12 protein-coding genes and 1 tRNA gene are annotated in these 18,448 nt (G+C 52.9%); 8 read left to right on the top strand and 5 right to left on the bottom strand.

Translation table 11 applies throughout. From position 1 onward, the window contains the following. Position 1 precedes the first annotated feature (1 nt). Entirely contained in the window at positions 2 to 289 is a 288-nt protein-coding gene (locus COMA1_RS19740) for a response regulator transcription factor (RefSeq protein ID WP_090751253.1), read from the bottom strand. Between the two features lie 118 nt (positions 290 to 407). On the opposite strand from COMA1_RS19740, the gene COMA1_RS19735 reads away from it, so the two are divergent. Further along, positions 408 to 3,059: an FtsX-like permease family protein gene (locus tag COMA1_RS19735; RefSeq protein WP_141654434.1), complete on the top strand. Its 2,652-nt coding sequence runs from the start codon at positions 408 to 410 to the stop codon at positions 3,057 to 3,059. A 55-nt stretch (positions 3,060 to 3,114) separates the two neighbouring features. Here COMA1_RS19735 and COMA1_RS22055 read toward each other — a convergent pair whose 3' ends face one another. After that, positions 3,115 to 3,486 carry a DUF3703 domain-containing protein gene (locus COMA1_RS22055; RefSeq protein ID WP_090751316.1) on the bottom strand — a complete coding sequence of 124 codons (372 nt, stop codon included), beginning with the start codon at positions 3,484 to 3,486 and terminating at the stop codon, positions 3,115 to 3,117. Positions 3,487 to 3,965: 479 nt separating this feature from the next. On the opposite strand from COMA1_RS22055, the gene COMA1_RS19725 reads away from it, so the two are divergent. The 5 genes from COMA1_RS19725 to COMA1_RS19705 are packed head-to-tail and all read left to right on the top strand — an operon-like array spanning position 3,966 to position 15,716. After that, a complete protein-coding gene (locus COMA1_RS19725; protein ID WP_090751251.1) occupies positions 3,966 to 11,180 on the top strand; it encodes a cupredoxin domain-containing protein in 7,215 nt (2,404 codons plus the stop codon). 23 nt (positions 11,181 to 11,203) lie between these two features. After that, positions 11,204 to 13,099 carry a YncE family protein gene (locus COMA1_RS19720; protein WP_090751250.1) on the top strand — a complete coding sequence of 632 codons (1,896 nt, stop codon included), beginning with the start codon at positions 11,204 to 11,206 and terminating at the stop codon, positions 13,097 to 13,099. Further along, complete coding sequence (locus COMA1_RS19715; RefSeq protein WP_090751249.1) at positions 13,096 to 13,671, top strand: SCO family protein; 576 nt, start codon at positions 13,096 to 13,098, stop codon at positions 13,669 to 13,671. Before COMA1_RS19720 ends, COMA1_RS19715 begins: the two co-directional genes overlap by 4 nt. Positions 13,672 to 13,686: 15 nt before the next feature. After that, complete coding sequence (locus COMA1_RS19710; RefSeq protein WP_090751248.1) at positions 13,687 to 14,304, top strand: SCO family protein; 618 nt, start codon at positions 13,687 to 13,689, stop codon at positions 14,302 to 14,304. A gap of 11 nt (positions 14,305 to 14,315) precedes the next feature. Next, entirely contained in the window at positions 14,316 to 15,716 is a 1,401-nt protein-coding gene (locus COMA1_RS19705; RefSeq protein ID WP_090751247.1) for a c-type cytochrome, read from the top strand. A gap of 99 nt (positions 15,717 to 15,815) precedes the next feature. Here COMA1_RS19705 and COMA1_RS19700 read toward each other — a convergent pair. Beyond that, positions 15,816 to 15,891 (bottom strand) — tRNA-Met (locus tag COMA1_RS19700). Between the two features lie 210 nt (positions 15,892 to 16,101). On the opposite strand from COMA1_RS19700, the gene COMA1_RS19695 reads away from it, so the two are divergent. Continuing rightward, positions 16,102 to 17,001 carry an integrase core domain-containing protein gene (locus COMA1_RS19695; protein WP_090742504.1) on the top strand — a complete coding sequence of 300 codons (900 nt, stop codon included), beginning with the start codon at positions 16,102 to 16,104 and terminating at the stop codon, positions 16,999 to 17,001. A 383-nt stretch (positions 17,002 to 17,384) separates the two neighbouring features. Next, complete coding sequence (locus tag COMA1_RS22250; protein ID WP_090751245.1) at positions 17,385 to 17,588, top strand: transposase; 204 nt, start codon at positions 17,385 to 17,387, stop codon at positions 17,586 to 17,588. On the opposite strand, the gene COMA1_RS21260 is transcribed toward COMA1_RS22250, so the two are convergent. Both COMA1_RS21260 and COMA1_RS19675 read right to left on the bottom strand, forming a co-directional pair. Further along, positions 17,538 to 17,735 carry a hypothetical protein gene (locus COMA1_RS21260; protein ID WP_176698203.1) on the bottom strand — a complete coding sequence of 66 codons (198 nt, stop codon included), beginning with the start codon at positions 17,733 to 17,735 and terminating at the stop codon, positions 17,538 to 17,540. The two genes, COMA1_RS22250 and COMA1_RS21260, sit on opposite strands and share 51 nt — an antisense overlap. Positions 17,736 to 18,148: 413 nt before the next feature. Beyond that, positions 18,149 to 18,418, bottom strand: coding sequence for a hypothetical protein (locus COMA1_RS19675; protein WP_090751243.1), 270 nt, complete (start codon positions 18,416 to 18,418; stop codon positions 18,149 to 18,151). Positions 18,419 to 18,448 lie beyond the last annotated feature (30 nt).

The raw sequence follows: 18,448 nt of genomic DNA, 5'->3' as shown, positions 1-18,448 counted from the left end.
CTCATTTGGTGCCGAAGTTGCGCGGCAAGAGATTTTGCTGCAATGCTTGGCGTAGCAGCTGGGCCACGTTGCGAACGTTCAGCCGCCGCATCAAGTTGAAGCGGTGGACCTCAACCGTCCTGACACTGATCCCCAACGATCCGGCGATTTCGCGATTTGTATGGCCGAGTGCGACGAGTCTCAAGATTTCACGTTGCCTGGGGGTGATGGACACTGCAGACTTAGGGGGGCGGGTGGTTCGTACGAGATGTTTGGATGCTTTTGCTGCTGTGCGAGAGTGTCTTGCCATTGGTGCTCCTTCTGTATAAGTACGCGTCAGTCTAGCAAACGGTCCTCAGCGTGTAAACGAAACTCAAAGAATTTGCAGAAACAGGTTGGGACTGTCAGCTTCGGATAATCAGTCTCTGGTGTGTGTCCCTCGCGGTTCCGCTTCTTCTACCTTCATGCTGTCCTTTATTAAAGTCGTTCTTCTGATTCTTCTCTCCCACCTGCGACAATGGCCATTGCGGACCGCACTAACGATCGGCGGTGTGGCCCTTGGGGTTTCAGCATCCGTGGCCGTGCGTACGGCCAATGTGGATGTGCTGAGCTCATTTGAGCAAGCGGTGCTGACCGTGGCCGGTCCAACCACCTTGGAGGTGGCAGGAGGTGAGGCAGGTCTTGATGAGCGACTGATCACGCACCTACGTACTGTTCCCGGCGTGACCACAGTATCTCCCGTAATTCTTCAAACCGCCGTTCGAATAAGAAGGGATCAACCTGAACAGGCGATTCAAGTGCTTGGTCTGGATCTCTTGGCTGAATTCAATACGAGAGGGTTTCGTGTGAGTCAGCCGACTACCGAACGCCAGATGCTTGACATGATCCATCCATACTCGGTGTTTATGGGGGAAAAACTAGCGACCGAATGGAACCTGTCGGTAGGGGATGAGGTTCATCTTCTCATTGGGACCGGCAGCTGTCGTTGCCGAGTCGCAGGAATTCTTCACGGCGAATCCGATCAACGTTCGTCCTGGGAGCGTCTGGCGGTCATGGATATTGCTGCCGCTCAGGTGACTTTTGGCATGGTTGGTCTGGTCGATCGGATTGATCTCGTGACCGCTCCAAACCTGTCTGTTGAGGAGGTGGCAGAGAAGGTACGAACGGTCTTGCCGCCACATGTGACGGTCGAGCGACCGGTGAACCGGACGAGTCAGGTCGAGCAAATGATCAGTGCGTTCCGCTTGAATCTCACGGTGCTCAGCTGGGTTGGCCTGTTGGTGGGGATGTTTTTGATTTATAACACCATGGCCTTCGCCGTTGCACAAAGACGGCGGGAAATTGGTATCTATCGAGCGGTGGGGATGACTCAAGGGCGGGTGGCGCTGTTGTTTCTCATTGAGGCTGGGCTGTTCGGTATCTTGGGAGGTGTTCTCGGAAGTATCGCGGGAATGGTGTTGGCGCAGCAGCTGATCGCACTGCTGAGCCGAACCATCTCAGATCTCTACGTTCCGGTGAGTGCCGGTGGATCAGAATCATTATGGGCCGGACCATGGTTCACGATGGGGGTGGAAGGCGTGCTCATCGGTTGTGTGGTGTCCATGATCGGAGCAATCGGCCCCAGTGTGGATGCCAGCCGGACGGCGACCGTTCGTGCTCTTGCTCCGGGAGATTATGAAGCGAGTCAGCAGTTGCGAGTGGGCCGTCTCGCTCTCATGGGATGTGCACTGCTTGGCCTGGCAGGATTCCTGAGCTGGCCAGGGCCGATTCAAGGGGTTCCGGTCTTGGGCTACATGGCCACGCTCTGTCTCTTAGCTGGGTTGGCTTGTCTGGCTCCATTATGTGTCACGAGAGGAACGCATCATCATCGATCGATCGGTCCAATAACCGGATTGCCAGGGGTGATGAGAACGATTGCGGTGGAGCACGCGTCGAGAAATCCCGGTCGAAACGGTGTTACGGTCTCAGCGTTTATGGTGGGGCTGGCGATTATGATCGGGGTGCTGGTGATGGTGCGCAGCTTTCGGCATACCGTGGAGGTCTGGGTTGCCGATACGGTTTTAGCCGATGTGGTCGTGGCGCCGTCACTCTGGTTGCGAGGTACGGAGATCGGGACCATCGGGCGGAGCCTGCCGCCGGCGTGGACGACCATACTATCCTCGATTCCTGAGGTGGCGGCAGTAGATACCTACCGCGATGTACGTATTACGCTACAAGGCCATCGGGTGGCCGTTGTTTCGAGAGATTTGCGCTTACATGCGCAGTGGAGCCAGTATCTGGTCCGAAACGGTGATTCGTCAGAACAGCTCAATCGAGCGGCTGAGATCGGTGGCTTGCTCGTTTCCGAAGTGTTGGCCGATCGCTTGGGTGTGCGGGAAGGGTCCTCCCTTGACATCATGACGCCAAGTGGGGTGAGGCAGTTTCCTATTGTCGCAGTGTTTTATGACTATTCAACGGACGGGGGTAAGCTCCTCATGGATCGAGCCCTCTATCAGTCCCTGTGGCACGACGAGTTCGTGACCGTCTTTCCTGTATATCTGCGCGAGCGAGCCAGTCTGGATCGTGTACGAGCCAGGATCGGCGAACAATTGAGCGTTGTGACCAAAGGAGGACTTCCCCCATTAGTCATCAGTAATACCGAACTGCGGAAAGAAATCCTTGAGATTTTCGATCGGACCTTTCTCCTGACCTATGTCTTAGAGGCTATCGCCGTCGTCATTGCGATGCTGGGGATCGTCAACACACTCATTACCTCCGTGCTCGAACGACGTCGGGAGTTCGCCACTCTCCGGGCCATCGGTGGCAGCCCGGGGCAGATTCAACAGCTGGTACTCTGGGAGGCCATCTATCTTGGTGCGATAGGGATTGTGCTGGGACTTATTGGAGGAGGTCTACTGTCGTTGTTGCTGATCAAAGTGATCAATAAGCAGTCGTTTGGATGGACCATTCAAATGATCATTCCGATCGGCTCGCTCCTTCAAGCCGTGGCACTTGCCGTATTGGCAACATTGGTAGCCGGCTATTTTCCGGCCCGATGGGCCGCGCGGCAACCGGTTGTGGAGGGCCTGAGGGACGAATAGATTTCGGGCTGGATTTGCCCGCGATAGTCGAAGAAGTGAAATATTCACATGATGTTCATAAAGTCAGCCATTTATTTGGCTTATGCCCATACCTATCAAGTAGTACTTGAAGTTCATGTGGGATAGGCATCGTCTTAAACAGAGGCACTCGAGCGCCTCCGGTATTGCCGATTGGAGCCCAGATTCTCGAGAAAAGTAACGCCCCCAGAATCCTTGGAATCTGGCCCAGAATCTCTACGATATCTCGATTTCGCAAACCAACCCTCAACATCCACCAGTGCGTTCGTGCATGAGCAATATTGTAGGACTGGCCGAGGATATGCGCACGTTCGAGATTAGTGAATGCAAGTTTCAGGTAGCCGCTATGGTACTGCTCTATAGCGGCTACCAATTCTTTGTCATAGGCTTCTTTTAAGAAAGGATGCATCTTGTATGTCATAGAGATCAAACCGTGGAGTTTTTCTCCTGCTCTGCCAGATCTAAAAGCTGCCTCGCAGTTTTCCTTATGCGCGATTGACTTATTAGACCACTCCTAACAAAACGACACGTACTGGCGTTCATACCTTGACATGTCAGAGGACCCCTCTGATGCGATTGCACTGAATCTGTTTAGATACGGGGTGGATCAAAAAAGATTCACCTCAACTTATTCTCATCATTAGATATCCGCAGGATTGTAGGTGAGTGTGTAAAATCTCCTTCAGGTCCGGTCCTTGCTTTGGGCACACGATAGCAACGTTCTCTCTAAGAATACGAGTGAAAAAATGAACTTGACTCATCACGCGAAAGTGCGTAAGTAGCACGCGGATTGTAATGAATGCGTATTGATTACGAAGATTGCCTCATTAGCCGGTTCTATAAATAATCATGCAGGATGGGTTAGTTGGTTTGGTGAAGGAGGATTTTATGACGGCGCGTTCCTATCCGAATCTGGGTGTGGCGGTCTTCATGGCACTGACCTTCGCGGGGATTGTTTTTGCGGAGCCTCCAACAGGAGCCACGGCGCCAGTAAGCAAACAGATTAACGCAGGTCGAGCTGCACACCCCGAAGCTGGCCTTAATAAGCCAGGGGTAACAATACCTGGGATCATAAAGCCACCGATTGTGATCAAACCACCTGTCGCCTCCTGTCCGGCTGATGTACTTCGAGCCGATGTCGTGGCGATTGACCATCCGATGGTGTTCAATCGTCTTGGTGCGCAGAATGTCAATTGGATGATGTATGCGCTGAGGCATGATCTTATTGATTTAAAAACTAATAAATCCCTCGATTATTCGACGAAAGGGGAGGAATTATTCGGCGAAGTTGTGAAGCGTACCACAAGCCGCGACATTGCATTGCGGCCCGATCTACGGCCAAGGCCGTTGGTGTTGCGAGTCGCCGAGGGTGGCTATCTCAAGGTGCGGTTTACAAATTTGCTTGAGGACAAGGCGGTGCCACCGCACCACACACCAGGGAATCCATTTAATTCGTTTCCAGACCCGTTGCCCAACGTCGATCATCCGATGGAGCATGCAGCTAAGGATCCCATCGGTACGCCTGATGATCAGCGGCTCAATCACATCGACGATCAAGTTGCAAGCCGAGTGGTTGGGTTTCATCCACAAGGGTTGGAACTAGTGAGAAACATTGACGACGACAGCTCCTATGTTGGGAAGAATAACAATAGCCTTGCGAGGCCAGGAGAAACAAAAGAGTATTGCTTTTTTGCTCCTAAAGAAGGGGCGTATCTTGTCAGTAATGGTGGCGCGGTGTTTGGGGGGGAAGGTACGGCTGGCAATAGTGGCGTCGGGTTATTTGGTGCCGTGGCAGTGCAGCCGAAGCAGGCAAGGTTTTATCGTGCCCAAGTGACTGAAGAGGAGATGCGTTTGGCAACGACGGGTGTGACGCCTACTGGCCAGCCGGTTGTCAACTATGAAGCCCAATATCCGGCAGGTTCGCCATGGTCGAATGAAGGGAAGTCAGGTCTTCCAGTTTTGAACATGGTTCAGAACAATCGGATTATTCATGGAGATATTAATGCCATTATAGTTGGGCCTAACTCTGATGGATCATTTCCCCACACGACGTATCCAATCGAACAAGATATTCATCCCGCGGCACCGTGGGCTCGCAACCCAACTTTGCCTAATCGGCTAGAGCCATTTCGAGAGTTTGTATCAGTCTTTCATGATGAGAATGCAGCGACTCAATCGTATCCGTATTTCTTCGACCATCCGGAATTGGGCCATACGCTGCATGGCGTGCGTGATGCGTTCATGATCAATTATGGATCAGGAGGTATTGGAGCGGAGATCATTGCCAATCGCCTGCATTCCGGTCCCATGCACGACTGTTTGGATTGTGCGTATGAGGAGTTCTTCTTGAGCTCATTTGCGGTGGGTGATGCTGCAATGATTGTGGACCAGCCGGCCAACATGGAGACGTATCGATGTCAGCCGGAATTTCTCCCTACTACCCCGGCTGAAAAGGAAGCTGGCACGTGGCCGAATAAGGGCATGTTTGACAAGTTCTGTGTACAGAAGAACTGGGCGACCGAGGCCTATTATCCGCATGATCCTGCCAATCTTCACCATAGCTACATCGGCGATTTTGTCAAATTCCGGAATATCCATTCAGGAAAAGAGCAGCATATTTTCCATCTCCACAACCATCAGTGGTTGTTTAACCCAAACGACGACAATTCCAACTACATTGATGCGCAAGGGCTTGGGCCGGGTTCTGGTTACACCTATGAGATTGCCTTTGGTGGCTCGGGTAATCGCAATAAGACCGTTGGAGATGCCATTTTTCACTGCCACTTCTACCCGCATTTTGCGCAGGGTATGTGGTACATGTGGCGCAATCATGATGTCTTTGAAGCCGGCACACACTTGGCCGTCAGCGATACGAGGACCGGTTATCACACCGAGCAATTTGGGTTAATGCACGGCAGGCCATCTGAGAAGGCGCGAGCCTTACCGGATGGGGAAATTGTCGCGGGAACTCCAATACCTGCCATTGTGCCACTTCCTGGTAAAGGCATGGCGCCGATGCCAGTATCCGTGAGGGTCAAACCGCGCATCGGGGATGACAGCCAAACACATGGATCTGTAGCAGAGGTATCACCCGCAGGGAAAGGGAGTGAACATGGCAATCCAGGGTTCCCTTTTTGGGTGGCAGGGGTGTCTCAGCGTGCTGGACAAGCAGATCCTGTTTCTATGGGGTCTCGCCCAACGACTCCACCGTTGGATATGGATCTATCGGCTGGTGGACATAACGGAGGACTGCCAAGACATGCTTTAGCGGGTTATTCGTCAGGTGGGCACGATCACTCGGAGATCACTAGGTTTACAGCTACCAAGGATATCGAGAAAGCGAAACCTCTGTATTACGACGAAACTGGTACTCCGCTTGAACAGTTGGCAATGAAGTTTCATGCACAACGTATTCATCCAACCAGTAAGATCGACATGAGTGGCGTGCCGTCGGGTAGTGAGTTTATTACAAATGGAGCCCCTCCAACTCCTGGTGCGCCGTACAACGATCCTTGTATTGACGATAAAGGTCGGAGTTTGTTGAAGGGGCAGCATGGGGAATTCTTTGGCGGAAGGTATAAGGGACCTGAGGAGTACTTTTCGTCTCAATTGGACCTCCTTGGAGGGATAGAATTTGGAGGGAATAACCCTCGTGTGTACAAGGGCGCGAATCTGCAATTGGATGTGGTGTTCAATAAGGTTGGCTATCACTATCCCCAGCAACGCATTCTCACTCTCTGGGAGGACGTTCCTGGGTTATTGACCAGGCAGCGTCCACCGGAGCCGTTGGTCTTGCGGATGAACACGTATGATTGCGCCGTGTACCAGCACACGAATCTTGTTCCCAAGGAATTCTATTTGGATGATTATCAGATCACGACACCAACCGATGTGATCGGACAACACATCCACTTGCCTAAATGGGATCTCACATCAGCTGATGGAGGTGCCAACGGATTTAATTATGAAGACGGCACCTTTTCGCCAGGAGCGGTGCGCGAACGCATTCATGCGATCAATGAATGGAACAAACAGAGCGCAAATCCGGTTCCTCCTCCAGTTGGCAATCCTAATCCCCTTGTCCCTACAGCGCATCCGTATTTCGGGAAAAACCCAGCTTTTCAAAGTGGGGCGGCTGTGTTGCAGCTTACCGACGAGGAATGTAAAAACGCATGGGCGAGCGCAGCCACTTTAAGAGAGTTTGAAAAGGGCTGGGGTATTCCTGGAAAGTGCGATTGGTTGGGCGCTCGCACAACCATTCAGAGATGGTTCTCAGACCCTATTGTGAATAAAGGATTGCTGCATCGTGGTCTTGGAATCACGTTTACCCACGACCATCTCGGGCCATCGACTCACCAGCAGCTGGGGCTCTATGCCACGATGCTGACCGAGCCGCCCAATTCTGAATGGGTTCACAATGAAACGGGAGTCGCACTGTACACCAGACCGGATGGTGGTCCCACAACATGGCAAGCAAGAATCCGAAGCAAGGCAAGAAACAAGTTCGGTGAAATTCTTCCATTGGATGTCGATAAAGATGGTCGGGATGAATCGCATCGAGAGTTTTTCTTGCAATTCGGCGATTTTCAGCATGCGTATGAGAAGGGCGTCTTTGTCGGCGTGGATGAGGATGGAAAACGCATCAATAGTCCGGACACGTTAGAAAAGGACCTGCGATTTATAAAAGTAGATGGTCCTGGCGCCGATCTGATGGTCAAGCATGACCAATCTATGACCGAATCATTTCGCTATGCCATCCATCCTTCGTACCGAAAGCCGGCCAGCAAGACCAATGTTGGCAGTGGCGTGCCAGTCGATATCTTTGAGTACCCTGCGACATGCCCTGGTGGTCCCAATGAGGAAAAACTTGTTGGTTCGGTGTATGGCAATCCCTTGGCTCCCAAACGCCCTTGTCCTGAATCGATTTCAGCTGACGATGTGGGTATGATGGTCGTCAATTACCGAAATGAGCCAATCGCATCACGGGTGTACGATCCTGGGACAAAGGTGCAAGCCACTGGTTTCCCTGGAGATCTTGCATTTGCTTTCCAAACGAGAGCTGATCGGAAAATTCCGGAGCTGAATACCCGGTTGGGCAAGACCCTGGTGAAGACCGGATCGAATTGGGTGGTACAACGCCCATATCCGGCTTTGACAAATGGGATATTTCCTGGTGACCCCTTTACACCTCACATGCGCACCTATGCAGGAGACTTGGTAAAGGTGAAGGTCCAGGGGGGGGCTCATGAACACGAGCACAACGGAACGATCAATTCCTTAACCTGGATTCAAGCGGGGTCTGGCTTCGGCCAGGCGCCCCATTCAGGCTGGCGCAATTCACAAAATACCGGCCTTTCTGAGCAATTCACATTTACCGACCGAATAACGGAAAAGGGGGCATTTTCCCAGGGAGGATTGGTTGATCGGCTTTATACGGTGGATACGAGCCAGGATGGACTGTGGAGCGGTGTTTGGGGGATTCTCCGTAGTTCCATCAGGCGGTATCAGGCTCCTGTGAGCCCACTCAATCTCAATATTGCGTCACTGCTTCAAATATCTGAGCGAGAAGAGGATCTTGCTCCTCCGAGATTTGACTTGGGAGGGTTGCCGAAATTTCAAGTAGCAAAGAAGACGAACAACAATAACGCTCGAATCAACTCAGAGGTAGAAGGGCTTAAGCCTAAATTACTGCTAGAAGAAAGTAACCTTCAGGAGGTAGTTAATGGAATCAAAGTGCCCAGTACGTTTCTGCAAGGTAGTTGTCCTAAGTCAGCGTCTGTTCGTCCCTATCATTTAGTGGCGGTTTTGGCCAATCAGGTTTTGGATCCTGTTCCTGGAATAACCATCCCTGGTGCTGCTCCAAACGCAAGACTCAATCAAAATGGCGGAACATTGGTCTACAACCCAAGAACCACGTTGGTGAACAAGGGGGCAGGTCAAGCTGGCCCGCTCCATGACCCTACGGCCATTTTAATTGTATACAAGGATGATCTTGACCCAGTGACGGGTAAGTTACGTGCGGATCATCCTCTAGAGCCCGTTGTCCTAAGGGCCGCCGCAGGCGAGTGTATTCGAGCAACATTAGAGAACCGGCTTCCATTCTTTCGCTCGTGGATGCCTGATTTAGAGGGCTACACGTCGTTGTCAGGAATCCAGATACGGGACCGAGGTCTCCCTGGTTCCAGTATGGTGTCGTTTAATAATAACCTCATACGCCCCTCTAATCATATTGGATTGCATCCACAAATGGTGCTGTACGATACGAATAAACATGACGGGAATAATGTCGGAATTAATCTAGTAAGCACCGTGCCGCCGGGCCATCACAAGATCTATGAATGGTATGCGGGTACTGTCGAGAGAGTCGGTGCTCATGAAGAATGTTTGCCGGACCCAAATGCGCGTGTGGTCGTTGTCGATCTCAAAAATGCATTGACGAAGATAGACATGCTGAGGTTTTCACCGTTTGGCACCCTCGAGGTAGATCCACAGCTGCTGTCAAACGTATTAGTCTCGAAATATCAAGACAGGATTCTCCAGGTTACCGGACTGAGCCAGAGTCAAATCCCCGTACTTCAGGAGGCGATGTCGTTGGCACTCAGTACCATGTCCATGAAGCAGGATGGAGGACAACTTCGGCAACGGTCGGTGGCACCCAATAAACGACTTGGGGCTCGCGCAGTGGGCGCAGAACCGAAAGCCTCGGTCAATATTCCTCAGTCAGCTCAGCTTGCCACTAGTCAGATAGTCCTTCAGGACAACCTGGCTCTGCAGAACCAGTTTAAGAATAATCTGAATTTAGTGGTGGACGCTCAACCGCAGCAATTTAGTACGATTAAACCTAGGTTGGAAAAACTGGACCAAGCTGGTGTGTTTGGCGAACTAGCCACCGAGCTCAGGATTCTGACTGAGCTCAATCCCAAAGGGCTCGATGCGGGTCTTGCCCAACGGCCTGAGGAGGTCTTTCCCTGGCAGAATATGGTGCTGAAGGCAGGATTCTTTAACTTTGATTCAACCGACACCGATTTTGTGGTAGCGCGGAAAGAGCCTCATCAGGCTCCTGATCGCAGTAAAGAGTGTCGATTTGTCCCCGTTGAATTTGGTGCGACAAATTTGACTCCACCTGATCGAATCAAACAAGGACAAAAGGGTGCGGTGGGAGCTCTCGTGGTTGAGCCAGAACGCTCAAGCTGGACCCCCGAGTGGGTGGATAAACCTGTGGATGATTTGGTGGCTGATAGGCAGCAGGCTGGTCAAATTCGGAAAAGTCGAGCCACGACCACAGTGCAATATCCTTTACTCAAGGAAGCGTCTTCTAGAAATGGCATCAAGCGATTTCGTGAGACGGTTCTCGTCCATCAAAAAGGTTTAAATCTTCGCTATGCCAACGGAGATGCGGTGCAAAGCTTGGCGGCAGAAAAAACCGGTGCAAACGAAGCGCCTCAGAATACGGCGCCGGAAGATGCACACGACTCTGGACAGATGGCCATTAACTACGGCACCGAACCTATGTGGTTTAGGTTCGGGTTATCTCCTGACTCGCCATTTGGAAAGGAAGGGTTTGGTGGGGTCATGCATGCGTGGCAAGCGTTTAGTAATCGATGTTGTGACACGGGAGGAACGTCTCTCCATTCTGAACCGAATGTTGGGGATCCGTATACTCCGGTTGCAACAGTTTTTGCTGGCACTGAGTTAAGAGTTCGTGCCTTGTTGCCCACGGGAGTTGGGAGAGCGACAACCTTTTCGCTCCATGGACATAATTGGGCGCGCGATCCGTATCTCGCGGAAGCGGTCAACAAGAAGCATCCGAATGGGCCTCGTCATGAGACATGGGGCGTCCCAGCCAAGTGTATTGGCGAGAGTGCGTTACAGATGGGAATGGGTGGTCAAGAGAGTCTTACGCCCATGGCGCATTTTGATGTCGTGTTGAAGTCCGCTGGTGGCGACAACGCAGTACCAGGGGACTATCTCTGGCAAGATCATGGAGGGTTTGGTATTACTAGCGGACTTTGGAGTATTGTTAGAGTTGTACAGCGTGAAAACTCAACAAACATTCGCTTCACCCCTGAACTGCTACGTTCTTCATGCAGACTTGCTCCATAAGACGAGAGATTCTTCTTGTTCTAATGGCCCTGCTCTTCGGAGTAGGGCCGGCTGTTTCTCACGCCAGTTATCTCAAGAAGACCATCGAGCAAGAAGGCCTGCGGGTTCAGTTTTTAATTGACCCGGTCACAGAGCAGAGCGCCCCTGCGAGAATCCACGCTGATCAGCTGATCAGAATCCGCATGGCAGTCACGCGCCAGGCCGATGGTCATCCGTTGAATAACTGGAACGTTGGGGCCTGGCTGGATCACGCGATGTCGACCGCATCCGGTGCCATGCCGGCTTGTGGTCAACGCGTTGCGGGCTATCTTGGTGGCGATCTCTTGCAACGTCCACTTCTCGACCTCACCGGCTACTATGTTTTGACGTTGGATGCCGAGCCAAGTGTGTCGGTGCTCGATCCTTCAGTCAGCTTTGCCGGCCGAACCAGCCTGTACAGTTCACTCAAATTAAAAGGCAGGGGGTTCGATTGGATTAAAACATCGGATGATGCCAAGCTCTTTGTCGGGCTGGCCGAAGAGCCTGCCGTGGCGATTGCGGATCTTCAGACGTTACAGGTGCTTACTCATGTGCCCGTTCCTGGTCTTCCCACTCGGCTTGCCCTGGCGCCTGATGAACGGTTGCTCTGGGTCGGGCATATTGCGGCCGGCAAGGCCGGACGGCAGGAGGGAGTCAGTATTATTGATACTGTCACAAACCAGTTGGTAAAGAGTCTTCCGTTGCCAGGTGGTCACCATGAGTTTGCGTTTAGTGAAGAGGGGCGGTATGTGTATGTGACGAACCGCCAGGCCGGAAGTGTTACCGTGGTTGATGCCACGACGTTCGCCATCATCCGTACGATGACGGTGCCTGGTGAACCGTTGAGTGTCATGAGCATTCCCTCGAACAGTACGGTCTGGGTAGTCGATGGCAAACACGGTCGGGTGCATCGGTATGCCGCACAAGGTCAGGCGATCGATAGCGTGGCCCTTCAACCCGGTATCGGGCCAGCCAAACTCTCGCCCGACAAGCGCTACGTGCTCATTGTCAATCCGAGCCAGCATCGTGTGCATGTCCTGAATGCAGGGACTGGGCAACCGGTTCATGCCATCACGGTCTCAGGTCAGCCGTATGATGTGATGTTCTCCGATCAATATGTGTATGTGCGAAGTCTGGCGAGTGAACAAGTCGCCATGGTTTCGCTAGCCGCCCTCGATAAGCCGCATCCTGCGCCGCAATATATCCCGGCTGGGTCCGGTATTCTCGCCCAGACGAAAGAAGGCCTACCGATTGCCTCTACGATGGGTCTTACTCTGAACAGAAGCGGGGCCTTTCTCGCGTCTCCTACGGAACGTACGGTCTATCACTATATGGAAGGGATGAACGCACCGGACTCCGGTCTTCGCACCTACGGCCATACGCCGATGGCGGCCCTTGCGATTCAACGAGGACTTCGACAGGTCGGTCCGGGAGAATACTCCGCCGTCGTGAAACTGCCGTCGGCTGGGCGGATGGTCCTGGCCATCGCGAGTGATGCTCCGAAGATAAGGGAATGCATCGGCTTGCACGTCGATCGTGCCCCAGTAAATGAATTGTCGGAACTAGTCGCATTTGAATGGCTGGGAGATCCGGTGCACCGTGCCGTGGTGGGGCAGCCCATTACAATGCGCGTTCGTCGAAAGGATGGCCCGCACTCACGTGCCAGGATGGGGGACGTATTCGAACTGCGAGTAGTCCCGACACGAGGAGGGAGAAGTCTTCGATGGCCTCTGAAGGTCGATCAGAACAATGCCGGCCAGATGGTTGGAGAGGGAACACTCTCAGAGCCAGGCGGGTACTATGTTCACATTGGCGGCTCTCAAGCAGTTGAAGCAACATTCTCGACTCTCATTGTGGAAGCCTCCACACCTAATACTGACGGTAATGAGAACTATCCGTGATACCGAGCATCTGGCTTCTTAGGATTCTCTGTCTGAGCGTCCTGTGCCTGCAGGGCCTAATTCTTATCCGCGTTACGGTTGCGGGAGAATCGACGACGGTACGGCTGCCAACAGTGGCTCTCGTTGATCAAGAGAACCGTGCCCAACTGCTTGACAGGCTGTTGGAGGGACGCACTGTTGTGATTGACTTTGTCTTCACGTCCTGTAAAACGAGCTGTTCCATCCTCAGTGCCATCATGGCGCAAGTGGAAAAGGATGTGCGAGATCGCCTAGGTGATGAACTGGTTTTGGTCTCTTTAACAGTCGATCCTGCTAATGATACGCCTGTGCAGCTCAAGGACTATGCGGGTCGATTCGCCACAACGGCCCATTGGTATTGGCTGACCGGGACGGTTCCTGATGTGAAACAAGCGCTCCGCGCGTTCAATGTTCCGGTATTCGGTAGGCCGGAGGATCATCCGCCGATCATGATGGCCGGCAATCTTCGAACAGGGAAGTGGCAGCGCTGGGTTGGCATTCCTGATCCTCATGACGTGGCCAAGACGGCGTTGCTGATGGTTGGGGCGCAGTAGCTGGGGAACTTGTGTATGTATAACACTCAAACCTCGGTAAGGATGTCGTGGTGGCGTATACTTCTGATCGTAGTGGCGTTTCTACTGGCTCCGACTGGGCCAGGCGGGCTCGATACTGCAGCAAGTTCAGAGGACGTGCGTCTACAAAAGGCGCGTACCTACTTCGGTGATGCAGAGTTGTTCGATCAGGACGGTGTCCTGCATCGCTTTGTCAGTGATCTCCTATACAATCATATCGTCCTCATCAATGTGGTGTATACCGAGTGCCGGGACGCCTGCCCGTTGATTACTCGTTTGTTAGGACAGGTGAAGGACCGATTTGGTGATGAGTTTGGTCACTCGGTGTTGTTCTTGTCGCTCTCATCTGATCCACTTCGAGATACGCCTGATACGCTGAAGGCTTTTGCGAAGAAACATCAGGCAGATCATCCCGGATGGAGGTTTTTGTCAGGCCATCAAGAGGTCATGAAGCCGCTGCTGAGTCGGTTAGGGCAGTGGTCTGATGATCCGGCCGATCATAAATCCCTATTCCTTGCCGGTAATGCCTCTCGAGCCCACTGGGTGAAAATCAGGCCCGATGCGACCCCAGAGTTTATCTACGCGGAACTGCAACGAGTGGCCGCCAAACAATAACGGAATACTTCATGGCAAGGTCTTGTTGTGTATGGACAGTCACCTTTCTATTCGTGGTGGGGTGGTCTCTGTGTGCCGGTGCCGACGCTCCTGACTCGGAACTCGGCCAGAGTATTTTTGAACAAGGAATCGGACGTGATGGCAGAGAAATAGGCGGGCGTATTCACGGCAGTCTAGATCTTCGAGGAGCTGCCGTAGCCTGCGTATCTTGCCATGGCGCGAATGCGCGAGGTGGCGGTGAAGCGTTTATCCATGCGCCTGATATTCGTTGGCATACTCTCAGCAAAGTGTTCGCACCTCGTCGTGCCGGTGGGGCGAGGCCTCCGTACAACCGATTGACATTTAGTCGAGCTATCCATCAGGGGGTGGCTTCCAGTGGAAGATCGCTCGATCCAGCAATGCCTCGGTTCGATCTCAGTCAGGATGAGACAGACGCCTTACTCTCATACCTTACACAAATCAGTGAAGGTTCCGTTAGTGAGGACGTAACGACGAAGGTTGTACTGGGTCTCTTACCCAATTCCGTCGCCATAGCGTTTGCGCGAGAAATCGGCGACCGATTGCTTTCGTGTCCATCCATCGGCACTACCACGCGGTTTCCACCGTTTGAAATCATTCGCTACGCTGATCCAGACGATGCATTATCACAGATGAAGACTCAGATTGCACATGAACGGGTCTCTGCTGTTTTGGCGCCGTACATTGTGGGGTGGGAGCGGCAATACATCAATGCGGCAATGGAATGGCCCGTTGTGACCGCACTGCCGGTTACACCACTAGATCTCCCCGAGAATCCAGGTATCGCATTTCCTTTGCCTGGACTAACGAGTCAGGTTGGCGCGCTCCTTGACCGAGCACTAGGAGACCGTGCAAGGGCCGTGACCGTTCTCACCACGGCGAGCGGACTTTCGACATCAGAGATTGTAGACTTCGTGAGAAACGAGCTGAAAATGCGACGGGTCCATTTCAATGAAGCCCATCTTGATCAATTAAGCACCATTCGTCCCAATACTACATGGTTGCTACTCGCACCATTGACACAGGTGGAGAAGCGATTCCATCTTCTCGGGTCTGCATCTGGCCAGAAGGTGTTTGTACCGGCTATGTATTTCGATCCGGATGCGGCTCAACGGATCGGTCGACGTTTACCAGGAGTATCCTGGTACGTTGCCTATCCGTATCAACCGACGGATGTTCGTACAGGCCGCTGGCGAAGCCCGGCAGAAGCCTGGTCTGAGGCGGGCTGTGCATTGATGGCGGCCATGGGTGAACATGAGGAGGGTAGTTGGGATCTGCGGCAGTCTGCAGTTGTGCTGGGCAATGGTACGACACTCACGAATATACAGGGCGTTGTCCGGCAGCGTCAGCGAGTCGTGATTCATACATGGGACTCGTCAAAGATAGCCCAGTAATGAGGTCACTCGGAATGTGATAGGCTCCTGGCTAGAACCGTCATGCACTTAGGAGCTTCTCATCGGCGGCAGATCATAAGTTCAAATGGGATGTTGGTTTGGTGGCGGTGACCCGGATTGAACGGGTGACCCGCGGCTTATGAGTCCGCTGCTCTACCAACTGAGCTACACCGCCACTTTTGTTTTAAGAGAGCTTGCGTGGGTTCTTGTGGTTTACTCGATCGTTCACTTTTGGCTGATGTCTTCTAGCTAGATACCCTAGCATAGACCGACCTGGTTCTGTACTGCAACCCAAAGAAGGCAATACTATAGCACGCTCGCAGTGGGCTGTATAGATTGCGCATTGTTGCCGTAAATATCCGACAGTCCAGAGTAGACTCTGGACATGGACACAAGAACTCGGATCATTCTTGCAGCGGAACTGGCGACTCAAGGGCTCTCCGTTTCCGCGATCGCGGGCCAACTTGAGCGCCATCGAGAAACCATAGGACTCTGGCTGAAGGCAGTTCGAATCGAAGGACTCTCTGTCTTTCTGGATCGCTATGCTGCGGCCAAGACGGGGCCACGTCCGGCACGACAGGTCCCGGGAGCGGTCAAACGCCTTGTCTGGGCGATTCGCGCCCGTGAATACGACTGCTGTGGGCAGAAGATTCAGTACTTTCTGGCTCATGAACAGCATATCCATCTCTCTGTTCCCAAGATCTATGAAATCTTGGCTGAACGATACGTCTTACGGCCTCGGGGCCGGACCAATCAGCCACGCGGCGTTGTGCCGATTGCCACGGCTCCCCGCGCGGTCATTCAGATGGATACCGTGGTTTTTGGCGAGGTCTTCGCCTTTACCGGGGTGGACATCTATACGAAGGAAGCGGATGTCGTTCTGCGGACCGGACTAACAAGCGAGGATGGGGCCATGTTTTTGCGCACAGCCATGACTCGCCGCTTTACCGGGCCTGTGCAGATCATCCAGACCGATGGGGGCTCAGAGTTCAAAGGCGTGTTTGCCCAACAGGTGCTCCAGTATTGTACACGACATCGCATCGCCCGTCCCTATAAGAAGAACGAGCAGGCGTATATTGAGAGCTTCAATCGAACCCTGCGCAAGGAATGCTTGGGGTGGATCTCCTATCGAGTAGAAGAACTGCCCACACTCCAGGGCGAGGTGCGTGCATTTCTGGACCGGTATCACTATCATCGGCCGCATCTTGGATTCACCCCGATGCGACCGCCGTTATCGCCAAGCCGTGAAGGACCTGACGGACTGTCGGATATTTACGGAGAATAGTGCGGATTGCCGGACAGGGTTTCAGAAGGGATGGTGGTGTGCAAGTAAGGTGGGTAAGATCGAAAATGGGAGAGACAGTCTAGACCTCGAGGGGTTTCAATTTGATTCTCTTCCTGGTCAAACAGTTGATGAAATGAGCGCACCCTATCCTGGTAAAGTCATTATACTCTTCAATTATTGGATTATGAGGAAGATTGGGAAGAAAGCCACACCAGCATTTCTGATTCAGCCGGTAAGCGTAAGAGCGTCTAACAAAATGCCCGTCGAGGAGATGGCAGCATTTCGTCACATGATACAGCATACTGGCATTCACGGAGGAATGAACGCTAAAAGCGGTTTCAAAATGGCTTCCCGGTGACCTCTGGGATCGGGCTAGCCCGCTCCTGCTTCAGCCACGCCGTCGGCGCACACGGTATCCGAGGCGCAAGCCCCTGAATGATCGCAAGGTTCTCACTGGCATCATCTTCGTGCCACGCACGGGCATTCCATGGCGGGAGCTGCCCGCCGAGCTGTGGTGCGGCTCTGGGATGACCTGCCTACGTCAGCTCAAGCAGCGGCATCGGAATAGCGTGTTCCTGCAGCTGTAAGAAGTGCTGTTGGCGGAGTTCGACTGTGCCGACAGGATCGATTGGTCCCGCACGCTGCTTGACAGTGCGACCACGAAGGTGTCGAGCGGCGAAAAGAACACAGGCACCAACTTCACCAATCGTCGCAAGCTGGGCTCGAAGCTGCACATCCTGGTTGATGTCATGGGCACTCGGTGGCGATCCCGATGACCGGGGCCAATACCCACGATGTCACCCAAGTGTTCCCGCTGGTGGATGGGGTGCTGAAGGTGCGGGGAAAAAAACCGGCCACGATGACGGCCTGATCGGGTGCAAGGAGATCGTGGCTATGACTCCGAGCCGCTTCGAGGTCAGCTCCGACACCGCAGGATCGAGCCAAAACTCGTGAAATGGTGAACGGAGCTTGGCTCTGGATTTGGCAGGATACGCTAGTATGTCGAGCGAGCCCTGGCTTAGTTCAAGCGCTTCGGGAAAATCCGGAACCGTATCGAGCAACGGGCTTACAACTATGACGCGCTGGTCAAACTAGCGGTCTGCCTCATCTGCCATCAGAAACTCTGATGGTCATTTTGTTATGCCATCTAAGGCAATTGTTCGGGAGTCGTATGGCCAAGCCTATTTGAACTTAAGTAGGAAACTTGAAGCCACTTGCGAGGGACACCTTTCAGCTCTTCGGTATAATTTCCCGGTCCAGTTCCTTCTTTTGTTTTGCCGCTATAAATGTCGTCAAGGCCAGGGCTTGTGCCAACCAGGAAACGATACTTCTGCACGTTCCTCCTTGTCGGCCACGTAATGCTATATTGAATGTTCCCATTAGGGTCACGAGATTTCTTGATGATGAATTGTGACATTCAAATCCTCCATTTTGTAGATGCGGAATA

This window comes from Candidatus Nitrospira nitrosa, assembly GCF_001458735.1.
Lineage (GTDB): Bacteria > Nitrospirota > Nitrospiria > Nitrospirales > Nitrospiraceae > Nitrospira_D > Nitrospira_D nitrosa.
The sequence above is the reverse complement of the archived record's forward strand: the minus strand, read 5'-3'. Positions and strand labels throughout refer to the sequence as shown.

Excerpts from the sequence above, each read along its gene's own strand:
- COMA1_RS19740 (WP_090751253.1), bottom strand. The coding sequence starts at position 289 with ATGGCAAGACACTCTCGCACAGCAGCAAAAGCATCCAAACATCTCGTA.
- COMA1_RS22055 (WP_090751316.1), bottom strand. The coding sequence starts at position 3,486 with ATGCATCCTTTCTTAAAAGAAGCCTATGACAAAGAATTGGTAGCCGCT.
- COMA1_RS19725 (WP_090751251.1), top strand. The coding sequence starts at position 3,966 with ATGACGGCGCGTTCCTATCCGAATCTGGGTGTGGCGGTCTTCATGGCA.
- COMA1_RS19720 (WP_090751250.1), top strand. The coding sequence starts at position 11,204 with ATGGCCCTGCTCTTCGGAGTAGGGCCGGCTGTTTCTCACGCCAGTTAT.
- COMA1_RS19710 (WP_090751248.1), top strand. The coding sequence starts at position 13,687 with ATGTATAACACTCAAACCTCGGTAAGGATGTCGTGGTGGCGTATACTT.
- COMA1_RS19705 (WP_090751247.1), top strand. The coding sequence starts at position 14,316 with ATGGCAAGGTCTTGTTGTGTATGGACAGTCACCTTTCTATTCGTGGTG.
- COMA1_RS19695 (WP_090742504.1), top strand. The coding sequence starts at position 16,102 with ATGGACACAAGAACTCGGATCATTCTTGCAGCGGAACTGGCGACTCAA.
- COMA1_RS19675 (WP_090751243.1), bottom strand. The coding sequence starts at position 18,418 with ATGTCACAATTCATCATCAAGAAATCTCGTGACCCTAATGGGAACATT.